This window comes from Enterococcus ratti, from assembly GCF_001886195.1.
Lineage (GTDB): Bacteria > Bacillota > Bacilli > Lactobacillales > Enterococcaceae > Enterococcus_B > Enterococcus_B ratti.
In genome coordinates this window covers 98549-116147 of sequence record NZ_JXLB01000005.1, presented here as the reverse complement: position 1 = coordinate 116147, position 17599 = coordinate 98549, and the positions used below count along the sequence as shown (strand labels likewise).

At 35.3% G+C, this 17599-nt stretch carries 14 protein-coding genes; 11 read left to right on the top strand and 3 right to left on the bottom strand.

What is annotated here, in order from left to right; all coding sequences use genetic code 11:
• Window positions 1-107: 107 nt before the first annotated feature.
• On the top strand, window positions 108-308 hold the full coding sequence (locus RV14_RS03660) for a cold-shock protein (protein ID WP_071854953.1): 201 nt from the start codon (window positions 108-110) through the stop codon (window positions 306-308).
• A 583-nt stretch (window positions 309-891) separates the two neighbouring features.
• On the opposite strand, the gene rnjA is transcribed toward RV14_RS03660, so the two are convergent.
• Entirely contained in the window at window positions 892-2580 is a 1689-nt protein-coding gene (rnjA, locus tag RV14_RS03650; RefSeq protein ID WP_071854952.1) for a ribonuclease J1, read from the bottom strand.
• 1 nt (window position 2581) lies between these two features.
• Window positions 2582-2794: a DNA-directed RNA polymerase subunit epsilon gene (locus RV14_RS03645; RefSeq protein WP_071854951.1), complete on the bottom strand. Its 213-nt coding sequence runs from the start codon at window positions 2792-2794 to the stop codon at window positions 2582-2584.
• 379 nt (window positions 2795-3173) lie between these two features.
• Between RV14_RS03645 and efrA the strand changes: the two genes are divergently transcribed.
• The 3 genes from efrA to RV14_RS03630 all read left to right on the top strand — a co-directional run bounded on the left by efrA (window position 3174) and on the right by RV14_RS03630 (window position 7761).
• Window positions 3174-4904 (top strand): multidrug efflux ABC transporter subunit EfrA, encoded by a 1731-nt coding sequence (gene efrA / locus RV14_RS03640; RefSeq protein ID WP_071854950.1) that lies wholly within the window; start codon window positions 3174-3176, stop codon window positions 4902-4904.
• A complete protein-coding gene (gene efrB / locus RV14_RS03635; RefSeq protein ID WP_071854949.1) occupies window positions 4901-6667 on the top strand; it encodes a multidrug efflux ABC transporter subunit EfrB in 1767 nt (588 codons plus the stop codon). The genes efrA and efrB overlap by 4 nt, the downstream gene beginning before the upstream one ends.
• A 617-nt stretch (window positions 6668-7284) precedes the next feature.
• Window positions 7285-7761 carry a gamma carbonic anhydrase family protein gene (locus RV14_RS03630; RefSeq protein WP_071854948.1) on the top strand — a complete coding sequence of 159 codons (477 nt, stop codon included), beginning with the start codon at window positions 7285-7287 and terminating at the stop codon, window positions 7759-7761.
• Window positions 7762-7893: 132 nt separating this feature from the next.
• On the opposite strand, the gene clpP is transcribed toward RV14_RS03630, so the two are convergent.
• Window positions 7894-8487: an ATP-dependent Clp endopeptidase proteolytic subunit ClpP gene (gene clpP / locus RV14_RS03625; protein WP_071854947.1), complete on the bottom strand. Its 594-nt coding sequence runs from the start codon at window positions 8485-8487 to the stop codon at window positions 7894-7896.
• Between the two features lie 178 nt (window positions 8488-8665).
• Between clpP and RV14_RS03620 the strand changes: the two genes are divergently transcribed.
• The 7 genes from RV14_RS03620 to RV14_RS03590 all read left to right on the top strand — a co-directional run bounded on the left by RV14_RS03620 (window position 8666) and on the right by RV14_RS03590 (window position 17485).
• Window positions 8666-9193, top strand: a complete 528-nt coding sequence (locus RV14_RS03620) for a hypothetical protein (protein WP_071854946.1) — start codon at window positions 8666-8668, stop codon at window positions 9191-9193.
• 414 nt (window positions 9194-9607) lie between these two features.
• Window positions 9608-10534, top strand: a complete 927-nt coding sequence (gene miaA / locus RV14_RS03615; protein ID WP_071854945.1) for a tRNA (adenosine(37)-N6)-dimethylallyltransferase MiaA — start codon at window positions 9608-9610, stop codon at window positions 10532-10534.
• Window positions 10524-11756: a GTPase HflX gene (hflX, locus tag RV14_RS03610; RefSeq protein WP_071854944.1), complete on the top strand. Its 1233-nt coding sequence runs from the start codon at window positions 10524-10526 to the stop codon at window positions 11754-11756. The genes miaA and hflX overlap by 11 nt, the downstream gene beginning before the upstream one ends.
• A 163-nt stretch (window positions 11757-11919) precedes the next feature.
• The gene (locus RV14_RS03605; RefSeq protein ID WP_071854943.1) at window positions 11920-12312 is read left to right on the top strand and encodes a MerR family transcriptional regulator; all 393 of its coding nucleotides are present in this window, start codon (window positions 11920-11922) and stop codon (window positions 12310-12312) included.
• A gap of 29 nt (window positions 12313-12341) precedes the next feature.
• The gene (glnA, locus tag RV14_RS03600; protein WP_071854942.1) at window positions 12342-13682 is read left to right on the top strand and encodes a type I glutamate--ammonia ligase; all 1341 of its coding nucleotides are present in this window, start codon (window positions 12342-12344) and stop codon (window positions 13680-13682) included.
• A gap of 792 nt (window positions 13683-14474) precedes the next feature.
• Complete coding sequence (locus tag RV14_RS03595; protein ID WP_071854941.1) at window positions 14475-15380, top strand: hypothetical protein; 906 nt, start codon at window positions 14475-14477, stop codon at window positions 15378-15380.
• Between the two features lie 491 nt (window positions 15381-15871).
• Window positions 15872-17485, top strand: coding sequence for a CTP synthase (locus RV14_RS03590; RefSeq protein WP_071854940.1), 1614 nt, complete (start codon window positions 15872-15874; stop codon window positions 17483-17485).
• Window positions 17486-17599 lie beyond the last annotated feature (114 nt).

The following is a 17599-nucleotide window of genomic DNA, read 5'->3' as shown; positions in this document are numbered from 1 at the left end:
TTGTAATTTTGTTTGAGAATAGAAGTTGAAACATCTGTTGCACCTCTATCGTATGCGAGCAATGTTACAATCAATTAAGTGCTTCGGCACGAGGAGGGTATTATTAAATGGAAAACGGAACAGTTAAATGGTTCAATGCTGAAAAAGGATTTGGTTTTATTTCACGTGAAGATGGAAGCGATGTTTTTGTTCATTTTTCAGCTATCCAAGGAGATGGATTTAAAACTTTAGAAGAAGGTCAAGCAGTGACTTTTGACGTTGAAGAATCAGATCGTGGTCCACAAGCTGCGAATGTTGAGAAAGTTTAACGAATAAACTAAGTGTTGTTTACCTATTTAATAACTAGGTAAGGCTAAATCCATTAATGCCTTTAGCTTATTCCTATTAAATGTCACCATGGTCCTTTGTAATGGCGCGGTTAATCTATCTAAGCCCTTTTACAAAGGATCTTTTGTATAAATATTTTAACTAGGAATCATCAAGAACCGTAGGAACTAAGGGAATAGCTTGGTCAATAAGAGAAACGGCTGGTAGTAAAGACATACACTATCAAGTATGCTCTTTTCCAAAGAAGCCTCCACTTCAAGTGTTAAGAACCGTTAGATTTAGCTAAATGGTGAGTAGTTCACCTGTAGAATTTTGCAAAAGCCTAAGTGATAATTTGTTTATAGTTAAAAATACAGGCAAGAAAAAAGAACGCTTTTTCATTAGCTAACTATATTTTAAGGTGTATTATACAAGAAAGAAATGATGATTTTTTACGTGAAAAAATAAGTAGGTCGTTTTTAATTGATTTAGAAAAAACAAGACTGATTTTGATTTATTGAGTCAAAATTCGTCTTGTTTTTTAGTGCTTCTCACTTTCCGTGATTTTTGTAATAAGTGAGATATTTAAATAGTTTTTTTTGTGTCAGGCGTCATGACCATAGGAAGAATCATTGGGTGTCTTTCTGTGCATTCAAATAAGAAAGGTTGTAAAGCTCCGACCATAGCTTCTTTCAATTTATGTTCGGAACAGTCCGGAGCATTCAATGTTTCTCGTAACGCATAAAAAAGAATACGTTGAGCCTCATTAATCATTTCACCAGATTCACGCATATAAACAAATCCGCGTGATAAAATATCTGGACCAGCTAAAACTTCTTTTTTTTGGATATCGACAGTAGTCACGGCTAGCACTAAACCTTCTTCAGATAATAGACGGCGGTCTCTCAAAACGATGTTACCGATATCCCCGATTCCGCTACCATCAATATAGACATCACCTGCCACAAAATGACCAGCAAGACGTGCTGTATCACTCGTTAAAGCTAAGACATCCCCATTTTCCATAATAAAACAATTTTCAGGGGGAACGCCTGTGTCTTGCGCAAGTGAGGAATGGATTTTCAACATCCTAAATTCTCCATGAACCGGAACGAAGTATTTTGGTTTCATTAAACGAAGCATTAATTTTTGTTCTTCTTGTCCACCATGTCCTGATGTATGGATATTATTGATCTTACCATGAATGACTTTTGCGCCAGCTTCAGATAGTAAATTGATTAAATGATTCACGCTTGTTGTGTTTCCAGGAATAGGTGAACTTGAAAAAATAACTGTATCATCCGGTTGAATTTGTATTTGCCGATGTGTACCATTTGCAATACGGCTTAGAGCCGCCATGGGTTCTCCTTGAGAACCGGTACATAAGATCATTGTTTCATTGGCAGGCAGCTGGTTGATTTCATGCACATCAACAAATGTTCCTTCGGGTGCTTTAATATAGCCTAAATGTTGCCCATTGACAATTGCATTTTCCATGCTGCGACCAAAAACCGCAATTTTTCTTCCTGTAGCAACTGCTGCATCTGCAGCTTGTTGCAATCGGAAGATGTTAGAAGCAAAACTGGCAAAAATAATTCGTCCTTCGATTTTTTCAAAAATCTTTAGAATGGAAAGTCCAATTGTTTTTTCTGACTTGGTAAAAGTAGGAATCTCCGCATTTGTACTATCTGATAACAAGCAAAGTACGCCTTCTTCACCGATGCGAGCCATTTTATGCAAATTAGCAGGTTCTCCGACAGGAGTGAAATCAAATTTGAAGTCACCTGTTGCAACGATGTTACCAGAAGGTGTCTTTACCACAACGCCTAACGCATCAGGGATACTATGAGTCGTTCTAAAAAAGCTTACGGATGTTTTTCTAAAACGAATTACGGTATCCTCATTAATTTCGTGCAAATGGACTTCTCTAAGCAGCCCGTGTTCATCTAGCTTATTGGTAATTAATGCAAGAGCTAATGGACCTGCATAAATAGGAATATTGACTTGTTTCAGTAGATAAGGAATTCCGCCGATGTGGTCTTCGTGTCCGTGAGTGATCACTAATGCTTTCACCTTGTGTAAATTTTGAACGATGTAGTTGTAGTCAGGAATGACGTAGTCAATTCCGAGAAGATCATCTTCTGGAAATTTGATTCCAGCATCAATAAGGATGATTTCATCTTGAAATTGTACCCCATACGTGTTTTTCCCGATTTCACCTAATCCACCAATCGCAAAGACGCCCGTCTCATTATTTTTGATGGAAAGTTTCATTTTAAAACTCCACTAGCGTGAATTCAGCATTTTCTTTTTCATATTCTAGATGTTTGCCTTCTAGAAGTTGAATGAATTCAATATTGTATGGGGTATTTTCTTCTACTTGTTGACGTGCTTGCACATCACTGTTTGCTTCAATATAAAGCGACTTTGTTTCTTCTCGTTTTGGATTACGAATTTTTGTTTCTTGGTAATACACTTTATAAATCATATTTATGTCTCCTTTATCTGCTTGTAGCAGTAGTTTAACTAGTTGATTTTTTAGACAACACAAAACGAGGGGCCCAGCCACCTACTTTTTTCTATGCTTTGATTAAAATAGTCATTTTAATCAAAGAGACAAGCCTCGCTTTGCTTATCTGTTCGGAAAATTCTTCAACCGTACCTTCTGTATGGATTCATACAATCGTTAATTGCTATTTTAGCATAAAAAAATGTATAAGTATAGAAATCAACTAGACGGAAAAAAATGTTTTAACATTTAAAGAGAACAAAAAAATTTTGATGAGAGAAGTATTCTATATCATATAGGAGTATGCTATTATTTTTAGTAATAGTTGAATTCATTTTAATTAAAAGGAGATGAGAAAGTGAAGTTAATGTGGCACTATACCATGCGCTACAAAAAGTATTTGATTTTAAATTTTATCTGCGTATTTGGTTTTATTTTAATTGAGTTGGGCTTGCCCACCATTTTAGCTCAAATGATTGATGTGGGGATTCGTAACGAGGATGCTAATTATGTGAAGCAACAAGGAATGTTGATGATTGCAATCACAGTAATTGGAATCATTATGAATATACTATTAGGGTATTTTGGGGCTAGGATCACGACGAATATTGTTGCCGATATTCGTGATGATTTATTTAAAAAAATTCAGAGCTATTCTCACCAAGAATATGAAACATTAGGCGTAGCTTCTTTGATTACTCGCACCACCAATGACGCTTATCAAATTATGCTGTTTTTACAAAATATTTTGAGAATCGGTTTTATGGCACCTATGATGTTTATCGTTAGCCTTTATATGGTAATGAGAACCAGTGTTTTATTAAGTTGGTACGTCATTGGAGCCTTACCATTTTTATTACTAGCAGTTGTGGCAATTGCAAGATTTTCTGAACCTTTATCAAAAAAACAACAGAAAAATTTGGATAAAATTAATAGTATTTTACGAGAAAATCTTTCTGGGCTGCGTGTAATCAGAGCTTTTGTAAATGAAAGGTTTGAGGAAAAACGGTTTGCAAAAGTAAATGATAGCTATGCAAAAAGCTCAAAAAGCTTATTTCGCTTGATGGCTGTAGCTCAACCGGGGTTTTATTTTTTATTTAATATCGTCATGGTATTAATCATATGGAGCGGAGCGCTCCAAATTAGTGCAGGCTCTTTACAAGTTGGGGATTTGATTGCTTTTATTGAATATATTTTTCATGCTTTATTTTCATTTATGTTGTTTGCGAGTGTTTTCATGATGTATCCACGCGCAGCTGTTTCAGCTGGACGCATTCAAGAAGCATTAGATGCTTTGCCAAGCATCAAAGAAGATCCAAATGGGGTGTCTGAAACAAAAACAAAAGGTTATATTGAATTTAAAAATGTAACATTTGCTTATCCAGGTCATTCTCAAGAACCAGTCATTCGTAATGTCAGTTTTACTGCTTCGCCGGGCGAAACGGTTGCATTTATTGGAAGTACTGGTAGTGGAAAGTCCACGTTGATTCAATTAATTCCGCGATTTTACGATGTAAGTGAAGGAGAAATTTTAATTGATGGTGTGGACGTACGTAAGTATCGTTTAAGCAAATTAAGAGATAAAATTGGCTTTATTCCTCAAAAAGCTTTGTTATTTACTGGAACGATTGCAGATAATTTAAGATACGGTAAAGAAGATGCTACACAAGAGGAAATGGAACGTGCAGCAGAAATTGCTCAAGCTGCAGATTTTATCTCAAAAAAAACAGACGGCTATAACGAGCTTCTTTCAGAAGGCGGTACAAATTTTTCAGGTGGACAAAAACAACGTTTAGCAATTGCTCGTGCAGTTATTCGCCGACCAGAAATTTATATTTTTGATGATAGTTTCTCAGCTCTTGATTATCAAACAGATGCGAAGCTTCGTGCACGGTTAAAGAAAGAAACCAAAGAGTCAACTGTACTTATCGTTGCACAACGCGTAGGAACTATTATGCATGCAGATAAAATTATTGTTTTAAATGAAGGAAAAGTAGTGGGAATTGGTACCCATCGAGAATTACTAGAAAACTGTTCCATTTATTATGATATCGCAGCTTCTCAATTATCGAAGGAGGAATTAGCATGAAACAAACCTTTTCTTCTTTAAAAAGAGTTGCACGCTACATCAAACCTTATCAATTAACCTTTTTATTGGTTATGTTGTTTACTGTTTTGACAGTTGTATTCAACGCCGCTTTACCTTATGTGGTAGGCTTGCCTACAACAGAAATTACTCGGAATATTGCAAACCATGAAGCGATTAATTTCACGTATATTTTTAATTGTTTGATTTGGATTACCGTTATTGGAATCGGTTATTGTGCTTCACAATTACTTTCAGGTGTATTAATGACAAACGTTGTTCAAAGTGCCATGCAGGATTTGAGAAGAGACATTGAAGAAAAAATCAATCGTTTACCGGTCTCTTACTTTGATAAAAATCAACAAGGAAATATTTTATCTCGGGTAACTAATGATGTGGATGCTGTTAGCGGGGCGTTGCAGCAAGCCTTTATCGGTGTAGTCAATGCTATTTTAGGAATTACGATGGCAGCTGCAATGATGTTTTACATTCAACCGATGATGGCACTCATTTCAATGATTATGATTCCTGCTTCTATCTGGATTTCCAAATGCATAGTTAATGCTTCACAAAAACATTTCCAAGAAATGCAAAATTCATTGGGTGATTTAAATGGCTATGTTCAAGAAAACATGACTGGATTTAGCGTTTTAAAGGTTTACGGTCGTGAACAGCAAACACTTGAAGGTTTTAAAAAAGTGAATCATCGTTTGAAATATTTTGGTTTTAGAGCTGCCTTTATTTCAGGTTTGATGATGCCATTGGTTCAATTGACTGCTTATGCTACTTATATTGGTATGGCCGTTTTAGGAAGTTTTTATGTCATTTCAGGTGTAATCGTTGTCGGCCAGTTGCAAGCATTTATCCAATATATCTGGCAAATTAGCCAACCAATGGGAAACATCACACAATTGTCTTCTGTATTGCAAAGCGCTTCTGCTGCTACAAGACGAGTATTTGAAATTTTGGATGAACCAGAAGAAAAAGAAAACAAGGTAGACGCTGTTTTGCCAAAATCAATTTCAGGAAACGTTTCTTTCGAGCATGTTGATTTTGCTTATGATCCTAAAAAGCCTTTGATTCAAGATTTGAATTTTGAAGTGAAAGCTGGGCAAACTGTAGCAGTAGTCGGTCCTACTGGGGCAGGAAAAACGACGCTCATCAATTTATTGATGCGCTTTTATGATGTAAGTCACGGTGCCATAAAAATTGATGGTATTGATACTAAAACATTAAGTCGTAGCGATGTTCGTTCATTGTTTGGCATGGTATTGCAAGATGCTTGGTTGTATGAAGGAACAATTGCTGATAATATTCGTTTCGGTAAATTGAATGCGACGGATTATGAAGTCGTAGATGCAGCTAAAACAGCCAATGTTGATCACTTTATTCGAACGATGCCCGACGGTTACGAAATGGCAATCAATTCGGAAGGGGACAATATATCACTGGGACAAAAGCAATTGCTTACGATTGCCCGAGCGGTTGTTTCTGATCCTAAAATCTTGATACTTGACGAAGCCACTAGTTCAGTGGATACTCGCTTAGAAGCCCTGATCCAAAAAGCAATGGATCGAGTGATGGAAGGTCGGACTAGTTTTGTTATTGCGCATCGTTTGTCAACAATCCGTGAAGCAGACCTTATTTTAGTGATGGATCAAGGACAAATTATCGAAAAGGGAACACACGAAGAGTTATTAGCCCAAGGTGGTTTCTATGAAAAACTCTACAACAGTCAGTTTGCGGAGGAAACTATCGAGGAGTAATTGGTTCTTGTAGTTTTCAAATGAAGCAGTTCAATTTCATTTGTTTAACTGATTAATGATTTCTCCAGTTGAGTGAGCTAGTCATTCATTTTCTCGAACAAACATTAGAGAAACGAGAAGAAGGATATGATGTTAAGCGATGTAAAAATAGAAGGCGGGGTGCATTAGAAAATAATAGTACTATAAAGATAACACTATATCTCATTGCCTTGAGTCTCCTTAAGCTAGAATTTTTCGTCTAACTTAAGGAGACTTTTTAGCTGTTATGGGCATTTTTAAATAAGTAAATCATAGAAGCAGACCTTTTAAAAAAGTGACCGAATCGATCTGGAAAGTAATGATTTTATTCATCTTTGGTTGCTATTTAAGGCGACTTGAGCCTTTTTAATCAATTTGGGAAACTGTAAAGCGATATATTGGTTCAATTAATATTTTTAAAGTAAGCGGTTAAGTTTTAGATGAAGAAAATAAATTTAACTTGTTGATCCTCTCCTTGTTGCTTGCATGAGGAGAACGCACATACATAAAACGTTCCAGTGTTTTCTTTTGACTTTTTTGAAGAATAAAATGATAGTCTGCTATAATAAGATTCAAAAGAAATAAAGGAGGGACATCGAATGAGTCAAAAATTTATTGCGCCTAATGCAACGGTCATTGGAGATGTCGAATTGGCAGAAGAAGTGACAATTTGGTATCAAGCCGTTATTCGTGGAGATAGTAATTCTATTAAAATTGGTGCAAGAACAAATATCCAAGATGGGACGATTGTTCATGTTGATCATGATGCACCGGTAGAAATTGCTGAAAATGTAACAGTAGGGCATCAATGTCTGCTTCATGGATGTAAAATTGAAAAAGGTGCGTTGATTGGCATGGGTTCAACGATTTTAAATCATGCAGTTATTGGAGAAAATAGTTTGATTGGCGCAGGTTCACTTGTAACCGAAGGAAAGATTATTCCACCGAACGTCTTGGCTTTTGGTAGACCGGTAAAAGTTATTCGACCTTTAACCAAAACAGAAATTGAGAAAAATCATCAAAATGTTCAACATTATGTAGAGCTTGGACAGCAGTACATTGAAGAAAAATTTTAGTTGGTGAATGACAATAAAAAATAATTGAAGTAGATGAAGCTAGGTAGGAACCATTAGTAAAAAAGGCTTTCTTGAAAACAAATAAGACAATGAACCGCTTATTAAAGAGATTCATTGTCTTGTTTTGTTCGGCTAGTTTAAAGAGGTGCTGTTTTCCATTACCTCATCAATCAATCCATATGCTTTTGCTTGTTCAGCCGTCATATAGTTGTCACGATCTGTATCTTTTTCAATCACTTCCAGTGGTTGTCCCGTACGTTCGGCTAATATTTTATTTAGTCGTTCACGTGTTTGTAAGATGTGACGTGCGGCAATTTCGATTTCTGTAGCTTGACCTTGCGCACCACCAAGAGGTTGATGGATCATGATTTCAGCATTAGGTAAAGCAAATCGTTTTCCTTTTGTTCCAGCTGTTAGTAAGAAGCTACCCATAGAAGCAGCCATCCCCATGACGATCGTTTGAACATCTGCTTTAACAAAGTTCATGGTGTCATAGATAGCCATACCGGCTGTGACAGAACCACCGGGAGAATTAATATAAAGATAAATATCTTTTTCAGAATCTTGTGCATCTAAGAAAAGCAATTGAGCGATAATAGAATTAGCAAGATCGTCCGTTACTTGTCCGCTTAGCATAATGATACGGTCTTTTAATAAGCGTGAATAAATATCGTAAGCTCTTTCACCACGAGAGGATTGTTCAATAACTGTAGGAATTAAATTCATAATAAAGTTCCTCCTTCATTTCTTTAGAAATAGTGTAACATAAATTCATTTCTTCTGCCTAAAAAGTAGTATACATTATTGGTCAATAAAGGTCAAATAAAAAACTTTTATAAAATAGTCTGTTTAGGCTTCTTTATGTTATGATGAAATAGAAAAAAATCGTAAGGAGGAAAGCTAATTGATAGTTGGCATTGTAGGCTTTATTGGCGTTTTATTGGGTGCTATCTTAGTGTATGTGGGGATGGCTGTTCAAATGCGCTATCTTGAAAATAAAGAACAGCGAAGACGAGAGTTAGAGTTAAAAGTCAAAGAGATTGAAACCTTAAATCAACTGAATAAAAAAATCAATGAAATCTTACAAAAAAGAGCCACGTTACTAGAAGAATATGTGAGTTTTGATGCATTTGATGATTGCTATATCACAATTGATGATTTTGCTTATTTGCAATCTTTTTCGGCTCAAAATAATTTTTATCTTCCTAATTATATTTTAGAAGAGCTGTTTAAAAATATCGCTCATCGAAAAATCGTGCTTTCTCCCGATGAAACGATGAAAATAGGCGGCTATGCGTATAAAGGCGGCCGAGTGATTTTAGAAAACTTTGCGGATCATCTGACAGAAATGATCAATGAAAAAAAAGCTCAATTAAAAAATGCTGCACAACAACCTATTGGCTTTTTTTCAAAAGATGATGTTTGGAGATGATTTTTTGAATAGACAAAAGCTTATAAAAGTTAAAATAAAAAGCTCTGTAAACATTTCACTGAATTTACAAAGTTTTTTATATGAGCGATACCAAATTTCTGAATAAAGACAGGCTGGGGCATTTAGCATACACTGTTTTTTGAATGTTTCATCAAAAGATTTTTGGAAACTTTCGCTATTAAAATTAAGAGAAATTGATTTACACTGGAATTAACACGTAATAGTACCATCTTTTTTTATGTTACAATTGAAAGAACTGACATGCGGATGAATGAAAAAGCGGTTCAAAGATTAGTCGGTTTAGGACAAACTGCAATGCTTCATATTTTAAGTAAAAAATGACGGTCAATCGTATAAAATGATTTATTTAAAAAAATAAGCGGCTAAAATAAACAATAAAAAAGTAGGAGAGCAATGGAAAAAGTACTAGTGATTGTTGGCCCCACTGCAGTAGGAAAAACTGCTCTTAGTGTGGAATTGGCCAGTAAACTCCACGGAGAAATAATAAGTGGTGATTCATTACAAGTTTATAAAAAATTGGATATAGGGACAGCTAAGATAAAACCATCTGAAATGAGAGGGGTGCCGCATCATTTGATTGACATCATCGATCCTGACCAAAACTATTCGGCAGCAGATTTTCAAAAAGCTGGTAGAAAATTGATTACTGAGATCAGAAAACGGGGACGTCTACCAATTGTTGTGGGAGGAACGGGTCTTTATATTCAAACCTTGCTTTACGATTATCAATTAGGGAAAAAAGAAGAGGCAAATACGAATATTCGTAAAAAATATGAAGAATTGGCTGAAAAAGTTAGTAAAAAACAGCTTTGGGTGTATTTAAAAGATAAAGACCCACTTGCTGCTGAAAAAATTCATTGGAACAACCAGCGGAAAGTAATTCGTGCATTAGAGGTCATTGAAGCAACCGGTTATAGTATTGTTTCCCCAAAAGAAATACCATCACGGCTTTATGATTATTGCATGATTGGACTTAATACAGACCGAGCGATATTGTATCAACGTATCAATCAAAGAGTAGATAAGATGCTTGAAGAAGGATTGCTTGAAGAAGCACATTTTGTTTATGGGCTTGATGGGGTACAAGCAAGTCAAGGAATCGGCTATAAAGAATTTTTTCCATATTTTAAAGAAGAAGAATCTTTAGAAACAGCTATAAAAAAGCTTAAATTAAACTCAAGACGCTATGCAAAGCGACAGCTGACGTGGTTTAGTAACCGTTTTGAGGCGCAATGGGTGGATTTATTGAATGATTCTAGCAACATAGTACAAATTGATCGAATGATCAAGCGATGGTTGGAGGAGGAAAATGACAAATAAAAAAGAAAAAGTAATTCTTGTTGGTGTAGAAACGGAAAAAAATCAACGATATTTCAAAGAATCAATGATAGAACTAAGAAAATTAGCAAGTACAGCTTCTGGTGAAATCGTCTATACATTGACACAAAAAAGACCACAAATGGATCGTCAAACAATTATTGGAAAAGGAAAACTGCAAGAGCTAGTCCTGCAAGCAGAGGCCTACGAAGCCGATTTAATTATCTTTAATCATGAAATGACGCCTAGACAAAGTCAACTTGTATCAGAAGCGGTGGGGATTCCTACCATTGATCGAGTACAATTGATTTTAGATATTTTTGCTATGAGCGCGCGCTCGAAAGAAGGAAAATTACAAGTAGAACTAGCACAGTTAGAATATCTTTTACCGCGTTTAGCTGGTCAAGGAAAATCATTGTCAAGATTAGGTGGGGGGATTGGAACAAGAGGACCCGGAGAAACAAAACTGGAAACGGACCGCAGGCATATCCATGATAAAATTGTAGGCGTAAAGCGAGAGTTAAAGGCTGTAGCAGCTCATCGAGTAAGGAACCGACAAAAAAGACAGACAAGTGAGATTTTTCAAATTGGCTTAATCGGCTATACAAATGCTGGTAAATCAACGATTCTTAATTTATTGACTCAAGCAGATATGTACGCAAAAAATCAGTTATTTGCTACCCTTGATCCTTTAACAAAAAAATGGTGTCTGGCAGAAGGGTTTGAAATCACAGTAACAGATACAGTGGGATTCATTCAAGAACTGCCGACGCAATTAATCGACGCATTTCATTCGACATTAGAAGAAAGTCAAGTCATGGATTTGCTGTTACATGTAGTGGATGTGAGCTCACCCGATCGCATTTTACAGGAACATACTGTTTTGCAGTTAATGAAAGAATTAAAAATGAGTGACAAGCCTATACTGACTGTGTATAATAAAGCCGATCAAATTGATCCGGCACTATTTATTCCCTCACTGTTTCCTCATGTGCTAATTTCTGCAAAAAACAAAGAGGGAAAAGAAAAGTTAGTGGAAGCGATTAAACGGCAATTGATGGAATTGATGGAACCATATACCCTTTTAATTGCAAGCGATGATGGACAAAGATTAAGTGCGTTGTGCAGACAAACACTTGTTTTAGAGAAACATTTTGTGGAAGAAAAAAATAGTTATGAAGTAAAGGGATTTGCTAAAAAAAAATCGAGATGGATAAAAAAATAATTCTTTTTAAAGAGAAAACAAGTTTTTCTTGAACATTCAGGTGAGAAATGTTCAAGATTTTTTTATAAAAAAATCTATGTTACAAAACCTAACATATACAGTTGACAAGGATTTTGTTGATTGGTATACTTTACCCAACTTATTAATCGAAAGGAGACGTTTGATGGGAGAAAAAGAATTACGCCGTTCGATGTCTGTATTTCCAATTGGTACAGTGATGAAACTAACCGATTTATCGGCTCGACAGATTCGTTACTATGAAGAGCAAGATTTTGTTCATCCTGAAAGAAGTGAAGGCAATCGGCGAATGTATTCATTAAACGACATTGATTTATTATTAGAAATCAAAGATTATCTTTCGGATGGGTTAAATATGGCTGGTATCAAAAAGGTTTATGAAATGGCTCAAGCAAAAAAACAGGAAGAAAAAAGCAAAAAACCGCTAACGGATCAAGACGTTCGACAAATTTTTCGGGATGAAATTTTAGCACAAGGTGGTTTAAATAAAATAGGGCATTATCAGTCTCAAGGAATGCAAAGGCAATTTTTTGACTGACTGAATGATAAAAAAGAAAGAGGGATACCATGGTGAAGAAAAAGATGACAGGTGAAGAGATCAAACAAATCATTGAAGAAGAAAACGTACGCTTTTTAAGATTGATGTTTACAGATATCTTAGGAACCATTAAAAATGTAGAAGTGCCTGTTAGTCAAATTGATAAAGTACTTGAAAATAAAATGATGTTTGATGGTTCTTCAATCGAAGGATTTGTACGTATTGAAGAAAGTGATATGTATTTATATCCCGACCTTTCGACGTGGATGATCTTTCCATGGGAAAGTGATCATGGAAAAGTTGCACGTTTGATTTGTGATATTTATAATCCAGATGGCACACCATTTGCTGGTGATCCTCGTGGAAACTTAAAACGTGCGTTAAAAGATATGCGCAGCCTTGGTTTTACTTCTTTCAATTTAGGCCCGGAACCAGAATTTTTCTTATTTAAATTAGATGAAGATGGGGGTATTACTACCAACTTAAATGATAAAGGCGGTTATTTTGATTTTGCGCCTACTGATTTAGGAGAGAATTGTCGACGCGATATTGTACTAGAATTGGAAAGTTTAGGATTTGAAGTAGAGGCTTCTCATCATGAAGTGGCACCGGGGCAACATGAAATCGATTTTAAATATGCAGATGTGGTGGATGCTTGTGATAATATTCAAACTTTTAAACTGGTTGTGAAAACCATTGCTCGCAAGCATGGGCTGCACGCAACTTTTATGCCTAAACCGTTATTTGGAATCAATGGTTCAGGAATGCATTGCAATATGTCTTTATTCAATAAAGAAGGAAATGTTTTTTACGATAAAGAGGGCGAGTTAGAACTTAGTCAGACTGCCTACTACTTCTTGGGTGGATTACTCAAACATGCTCGCGCGTATACTGCTGTTTGTAATCCGACAGTCAATTCATATAAGCGATTGGTTCCGGGGTATGAAGCGCCTGTATATGTTGCTTGGAGTGGGCGGAACCGTTCACCGTTAGTGCGTGTTCCGGAATCGCGAGGATTGTCTACTCGTTTAGAGTTACGTTCAGTTGACCCGTCTGCTAACCCCTATTTAGCGATGGCGGTCTTATTGCAAGCGGGATTAGATGGTATTCGTAACGAAGTGGTTCCACCGGCTGCTGTTGATCGTAATATTTATGTGATGAATGAAGAAGAACGAGAAGAAGCGCATATTCAAGATTTGCCCTCAACCATTCATAATGCGATCAAAGAATTAAGAAAAGACAAAGTAATGATTGATGCGTTAGGCCAACACATCTTTTCTAATTTTGTCGAAGCAAAACGTTTGGAGTGGGCGGCTTTTAGACAAACTGTTTCTGAATGGGAAAGGGAACAATACTTGGAATTGTACTAATTGCGTAATATTAGTATTGTAATAGCTTTATCGGTAAATAAGAAAAGATTTAAATATGCGTATATACAAAATTTGCTGTTGAAGTAGAGTATAATAAGCCAAAATTTTCAAAAAATGAGGAAAAAGAGACGGATGAGTACTCATGTTCTCTCAACTGTTTCTCAATAAAAAAACTCGTTTTTTCGTAAAATTTTGGCTTGTTGTTTTTTTTAGTAATAAATAAAGGGTAGCGTAAAATAAAAAAAGTAAAAAACTCCCGAAGGATGAACTTCAGGAGTAAGAGAATGAGAAACGGATGATGTTAAGTTATTCTGAATCACAAATAACTGGTTGGATTGTGTAATAAAATCACTCTCTAAAAAAATTATACAATAGTTTTAGGACTAATATTTTTCTAAAAATTTTAATATATAATTTTTTTTTTTAAAAATATGTAATGAACTTTAGATTATATTGTTTCTTTAAAAAAATAACGGAAGTTACATGCATTGATAAAAATTTCGATTATTTATTTTTTGAGGAAAAAGAGGTGCATACTTGGTTGGCAAATATTGTATTATGCATAATCAAGGAAAGAAAATGAAAAAACTTTATGTAAGATGAGAGGGTCTAGTTTTTTTATCAAGAAATCAAGGATTATCTAACAGTTTTAAAGATTTTGTTTTTTGCTAATGTTTTTTCAGAAGAAATCAATTACATAGTAAAACAACTTGATTTAGATGAAACGGGTCGTAAATATTTAAAAGTATATGACTTGCACAAGTGTATTAAAAGAATAAGGAGATGAGAGAAATGAATGAAAAAATTGAGGTGGATCTGAGTTTAGAACTGATAAAATGGTTCCGCAAAGTAGTAAGAGATCAAGATAATATGTTTTCAGGAAGCAGCATTATTGAAAAATCTGATGAGGAAATAAAAGAAGAACTTAAGAACTTTTCTATTGATGAGAATCAAAGGAAAATTGTTTTTGGTCTTGTTACCTTACCTGATGCGGAATTTGAAGAAAAAATCAATTCATTCATTTTTAAGGAAAGCCTGTTTGAAGCACATGCTACAGAAAATTCACTTGATTTACTGCCAAATATTGATCGTACTACAGAAAATTCACTTGATTTACTGTCAAATGTTGATCGTGCTACAGAAAATTCTTTGGGTTTTGTGTCAGATTCGGATTCATTTGTTTTTTGTTCATATGCTGATCGTACTTCAGAAGTTCCTTTTGATTCGTTATCACCTGAAGAGCGTGAGGATAGAATGATTGTTCAAGTTAGGGTTAACCATCCTGAGGTGATACGAGAAAGATTGTATGAATTGATTAACTATGCTGAAAGCTATTTGTTACGGTATTCTTCCATAGATACTGCTCCTAGCATGGATGATGAGATTTGTACTTTAACTTCACGTAAGGGCGTTTTTCATAGGCTACTTTCTGATAGTATACAGAAATTTGAAACAGAGAAACCTTTATCTCGTCCGCTTGCATTTTCAGATTTATTGCCACAACAAAAGGAGCAGCTGTATGACAAATTGAATAAATTTAAGAAGCAAAGACAAATTAAACAAACAGAAATAGATGAAAAACAGCTTCGAGAATTAAAGGATACTACATTAAAGTTCAATGAAATTAGAAAAAATAAATTTGTACATGTCCCTAGAAAGGCAGAAAAAGATAGTCTTTCTAGCGATTATCGAAGGTAATAGAAAGAATAATTCAAGTGTGTTTTCATTGAAAGTTGCGGTTTTTTCATAAAAAGAGGAGCTTGGATTAAAAACAAAGTGGTTATCAAAAGTGAGAACCGTAAATATTAGTTTCTGGTTTTACGTCAAGGTGTGTGTTCTAAAATTTCTCAAACGTTCATGTCATTTGTAATTAGTAAATGCGGCATGTTTTATTCAAATAAAGAAAGGTTTGTTTTTCCATGTAGCTTAATAAAAAGTATCAAAAAAATTTAAAGTAAGTGTGTTGAGAGAAGATATTTTTTTGTACCTTTTTTCCTGTGAAAGAAGATATCGTGTTTAATTAAGCACTTGACTTTCTTTAAATTAGCTTGTACTATACTTATTGGGCACCCTTTTAAAGGGTCAGAAGTTTACAGAAATTTTGGCTCCCTATTCGAATTCGAATAGGGAGCTTTGTTTATTTTCTGAGGCTTTTCCTGCAGATAAATGAAGAAGGAGTTTTTGAATTTATGACAAAATATATTTTTGTAACTGGCGGCGTTGTTTCATCGATTGGAAAAGGAATTGTTGCAGCTTCTTTAGGTCGCTTATTGAAAAATCGTGGCTTAAAAGTAACCATCCAAAAATTTGATCCCTACATTAACGTAGACCCTGGAACAATGAGTCCCTATCAGCATGGAGAAGTTTTTGTAACGGATGATGGTGCCGAAACAGATTTAGATTTAGGTCATTATGAACGATTTATTGACATTAATTTGAACAAATACTCCAATGTAACCACAGGAAAAATTTATTCGGAAGTTTTGAAAAAAGAACGTAAGGGCGAATATTTAGGCGCGACGGTTCAAGTGATTCCTCACATTACCAATGAAATTAAAGAAAAAATCATGCGAGCGGCAAAAATGACGGATTCAGATGTTATTATTACCGAAGTAGGAGGAACAGTTGGCGATATCGAATCGTTACCGTTCTTAGAAGCATTACGTCAGATGAAAGCAGACGTGGGGGCAGATAATGTGATGTATGTTCACACGACCCTTATTCCTTATTTAAAGGCAGCTGGAGAAATGAAAACTAAGCCAACTCAACACAGTGTGAAAGAATTGCGAGGGTTAGGCATCCAACCTAATATTTTAGTTGTGCGTACTGAAAAACCAGTTTCACAAAATGTGAAAAATAAATTAGCCCAATTTTGTGATGTAGAACCAGAAGCTGTGATTGAGTCGCCGGATGTTGATACGCTTTATTCCATACCGTTGCTTCTACAAAAACAAGGAATGGATCGAATCGTTTGTGAACATTTAAAGTTAGAGACAAAGGAAGCGAATATGGAAGAATGGCGAAAACTAGAAGAAAAAGTATTGAATTTAAAGAAAAAAGTTCGTATTGCTTTAGTTGGAAAATATGTTGAATTGCCAGATGCTTATATTTCCGTGGTGGAAGCATTAAAACATTCTGGATTTGCTTTTGATGCAGACATTGAACTTGATTGGGTTAAAGCCCATGAATTAACAAAAGAAAATGTGAAAGAACGCTTAAAAGAGGCAGATGGGATTTTAGTCCCCGGTGGATTTGGTGATCGTGGAGTTGAAGGGAAAATTGAAGCTATTCGCTATGCTCGTGAAAACGATGTTCCTTTCTTAGGAATTTGCTTAGGTATGCAAATGGCTTGTGTTGAATTTGCCCGAAATGTTGTTGGTTTAAAAAATGCTGCATCGACAGAAACAATTCCAGATGCGGACGATAACATCATTGATTTGATGGCTGATCAAGAAAACATTGAAAACTTGGGAGGGACGTTGCGTTTAGGTCTTTATCCATGCAAAGTCAAAAAAGGAACCAAAACAGCCGAAGCATATGATGGAGCAGATGTGGTTCAAGAACGCCATCGTCATCGCTATGAATTCAACAATAAATATCGGCAATTGTTTGAAGAAAAAGGTCTAGTGTTTTCAGGAGTATCTCCAGATAATCGTTTAGTAGAAATCGTAGAATTAACCGAAAAGAAATTTTTTGTCGGTTGTCAATTCCATCCAGAATTGATTTCCAGACCTAATCGTCCTCAACAATTAATTAAAGGGTTTATTCGGGCTGCTTTGACTGAAAGAAAAATAAAAGACTAAAACGTTGAGGGAAAAACGCAAGTGCCAGTAATAGTTAGAATTAAGTTGGTTATTAATTTATAGAAAAATGGCGATGCAAGGATATATTTAGTGTTTGCTAAATTCATTTTTTAC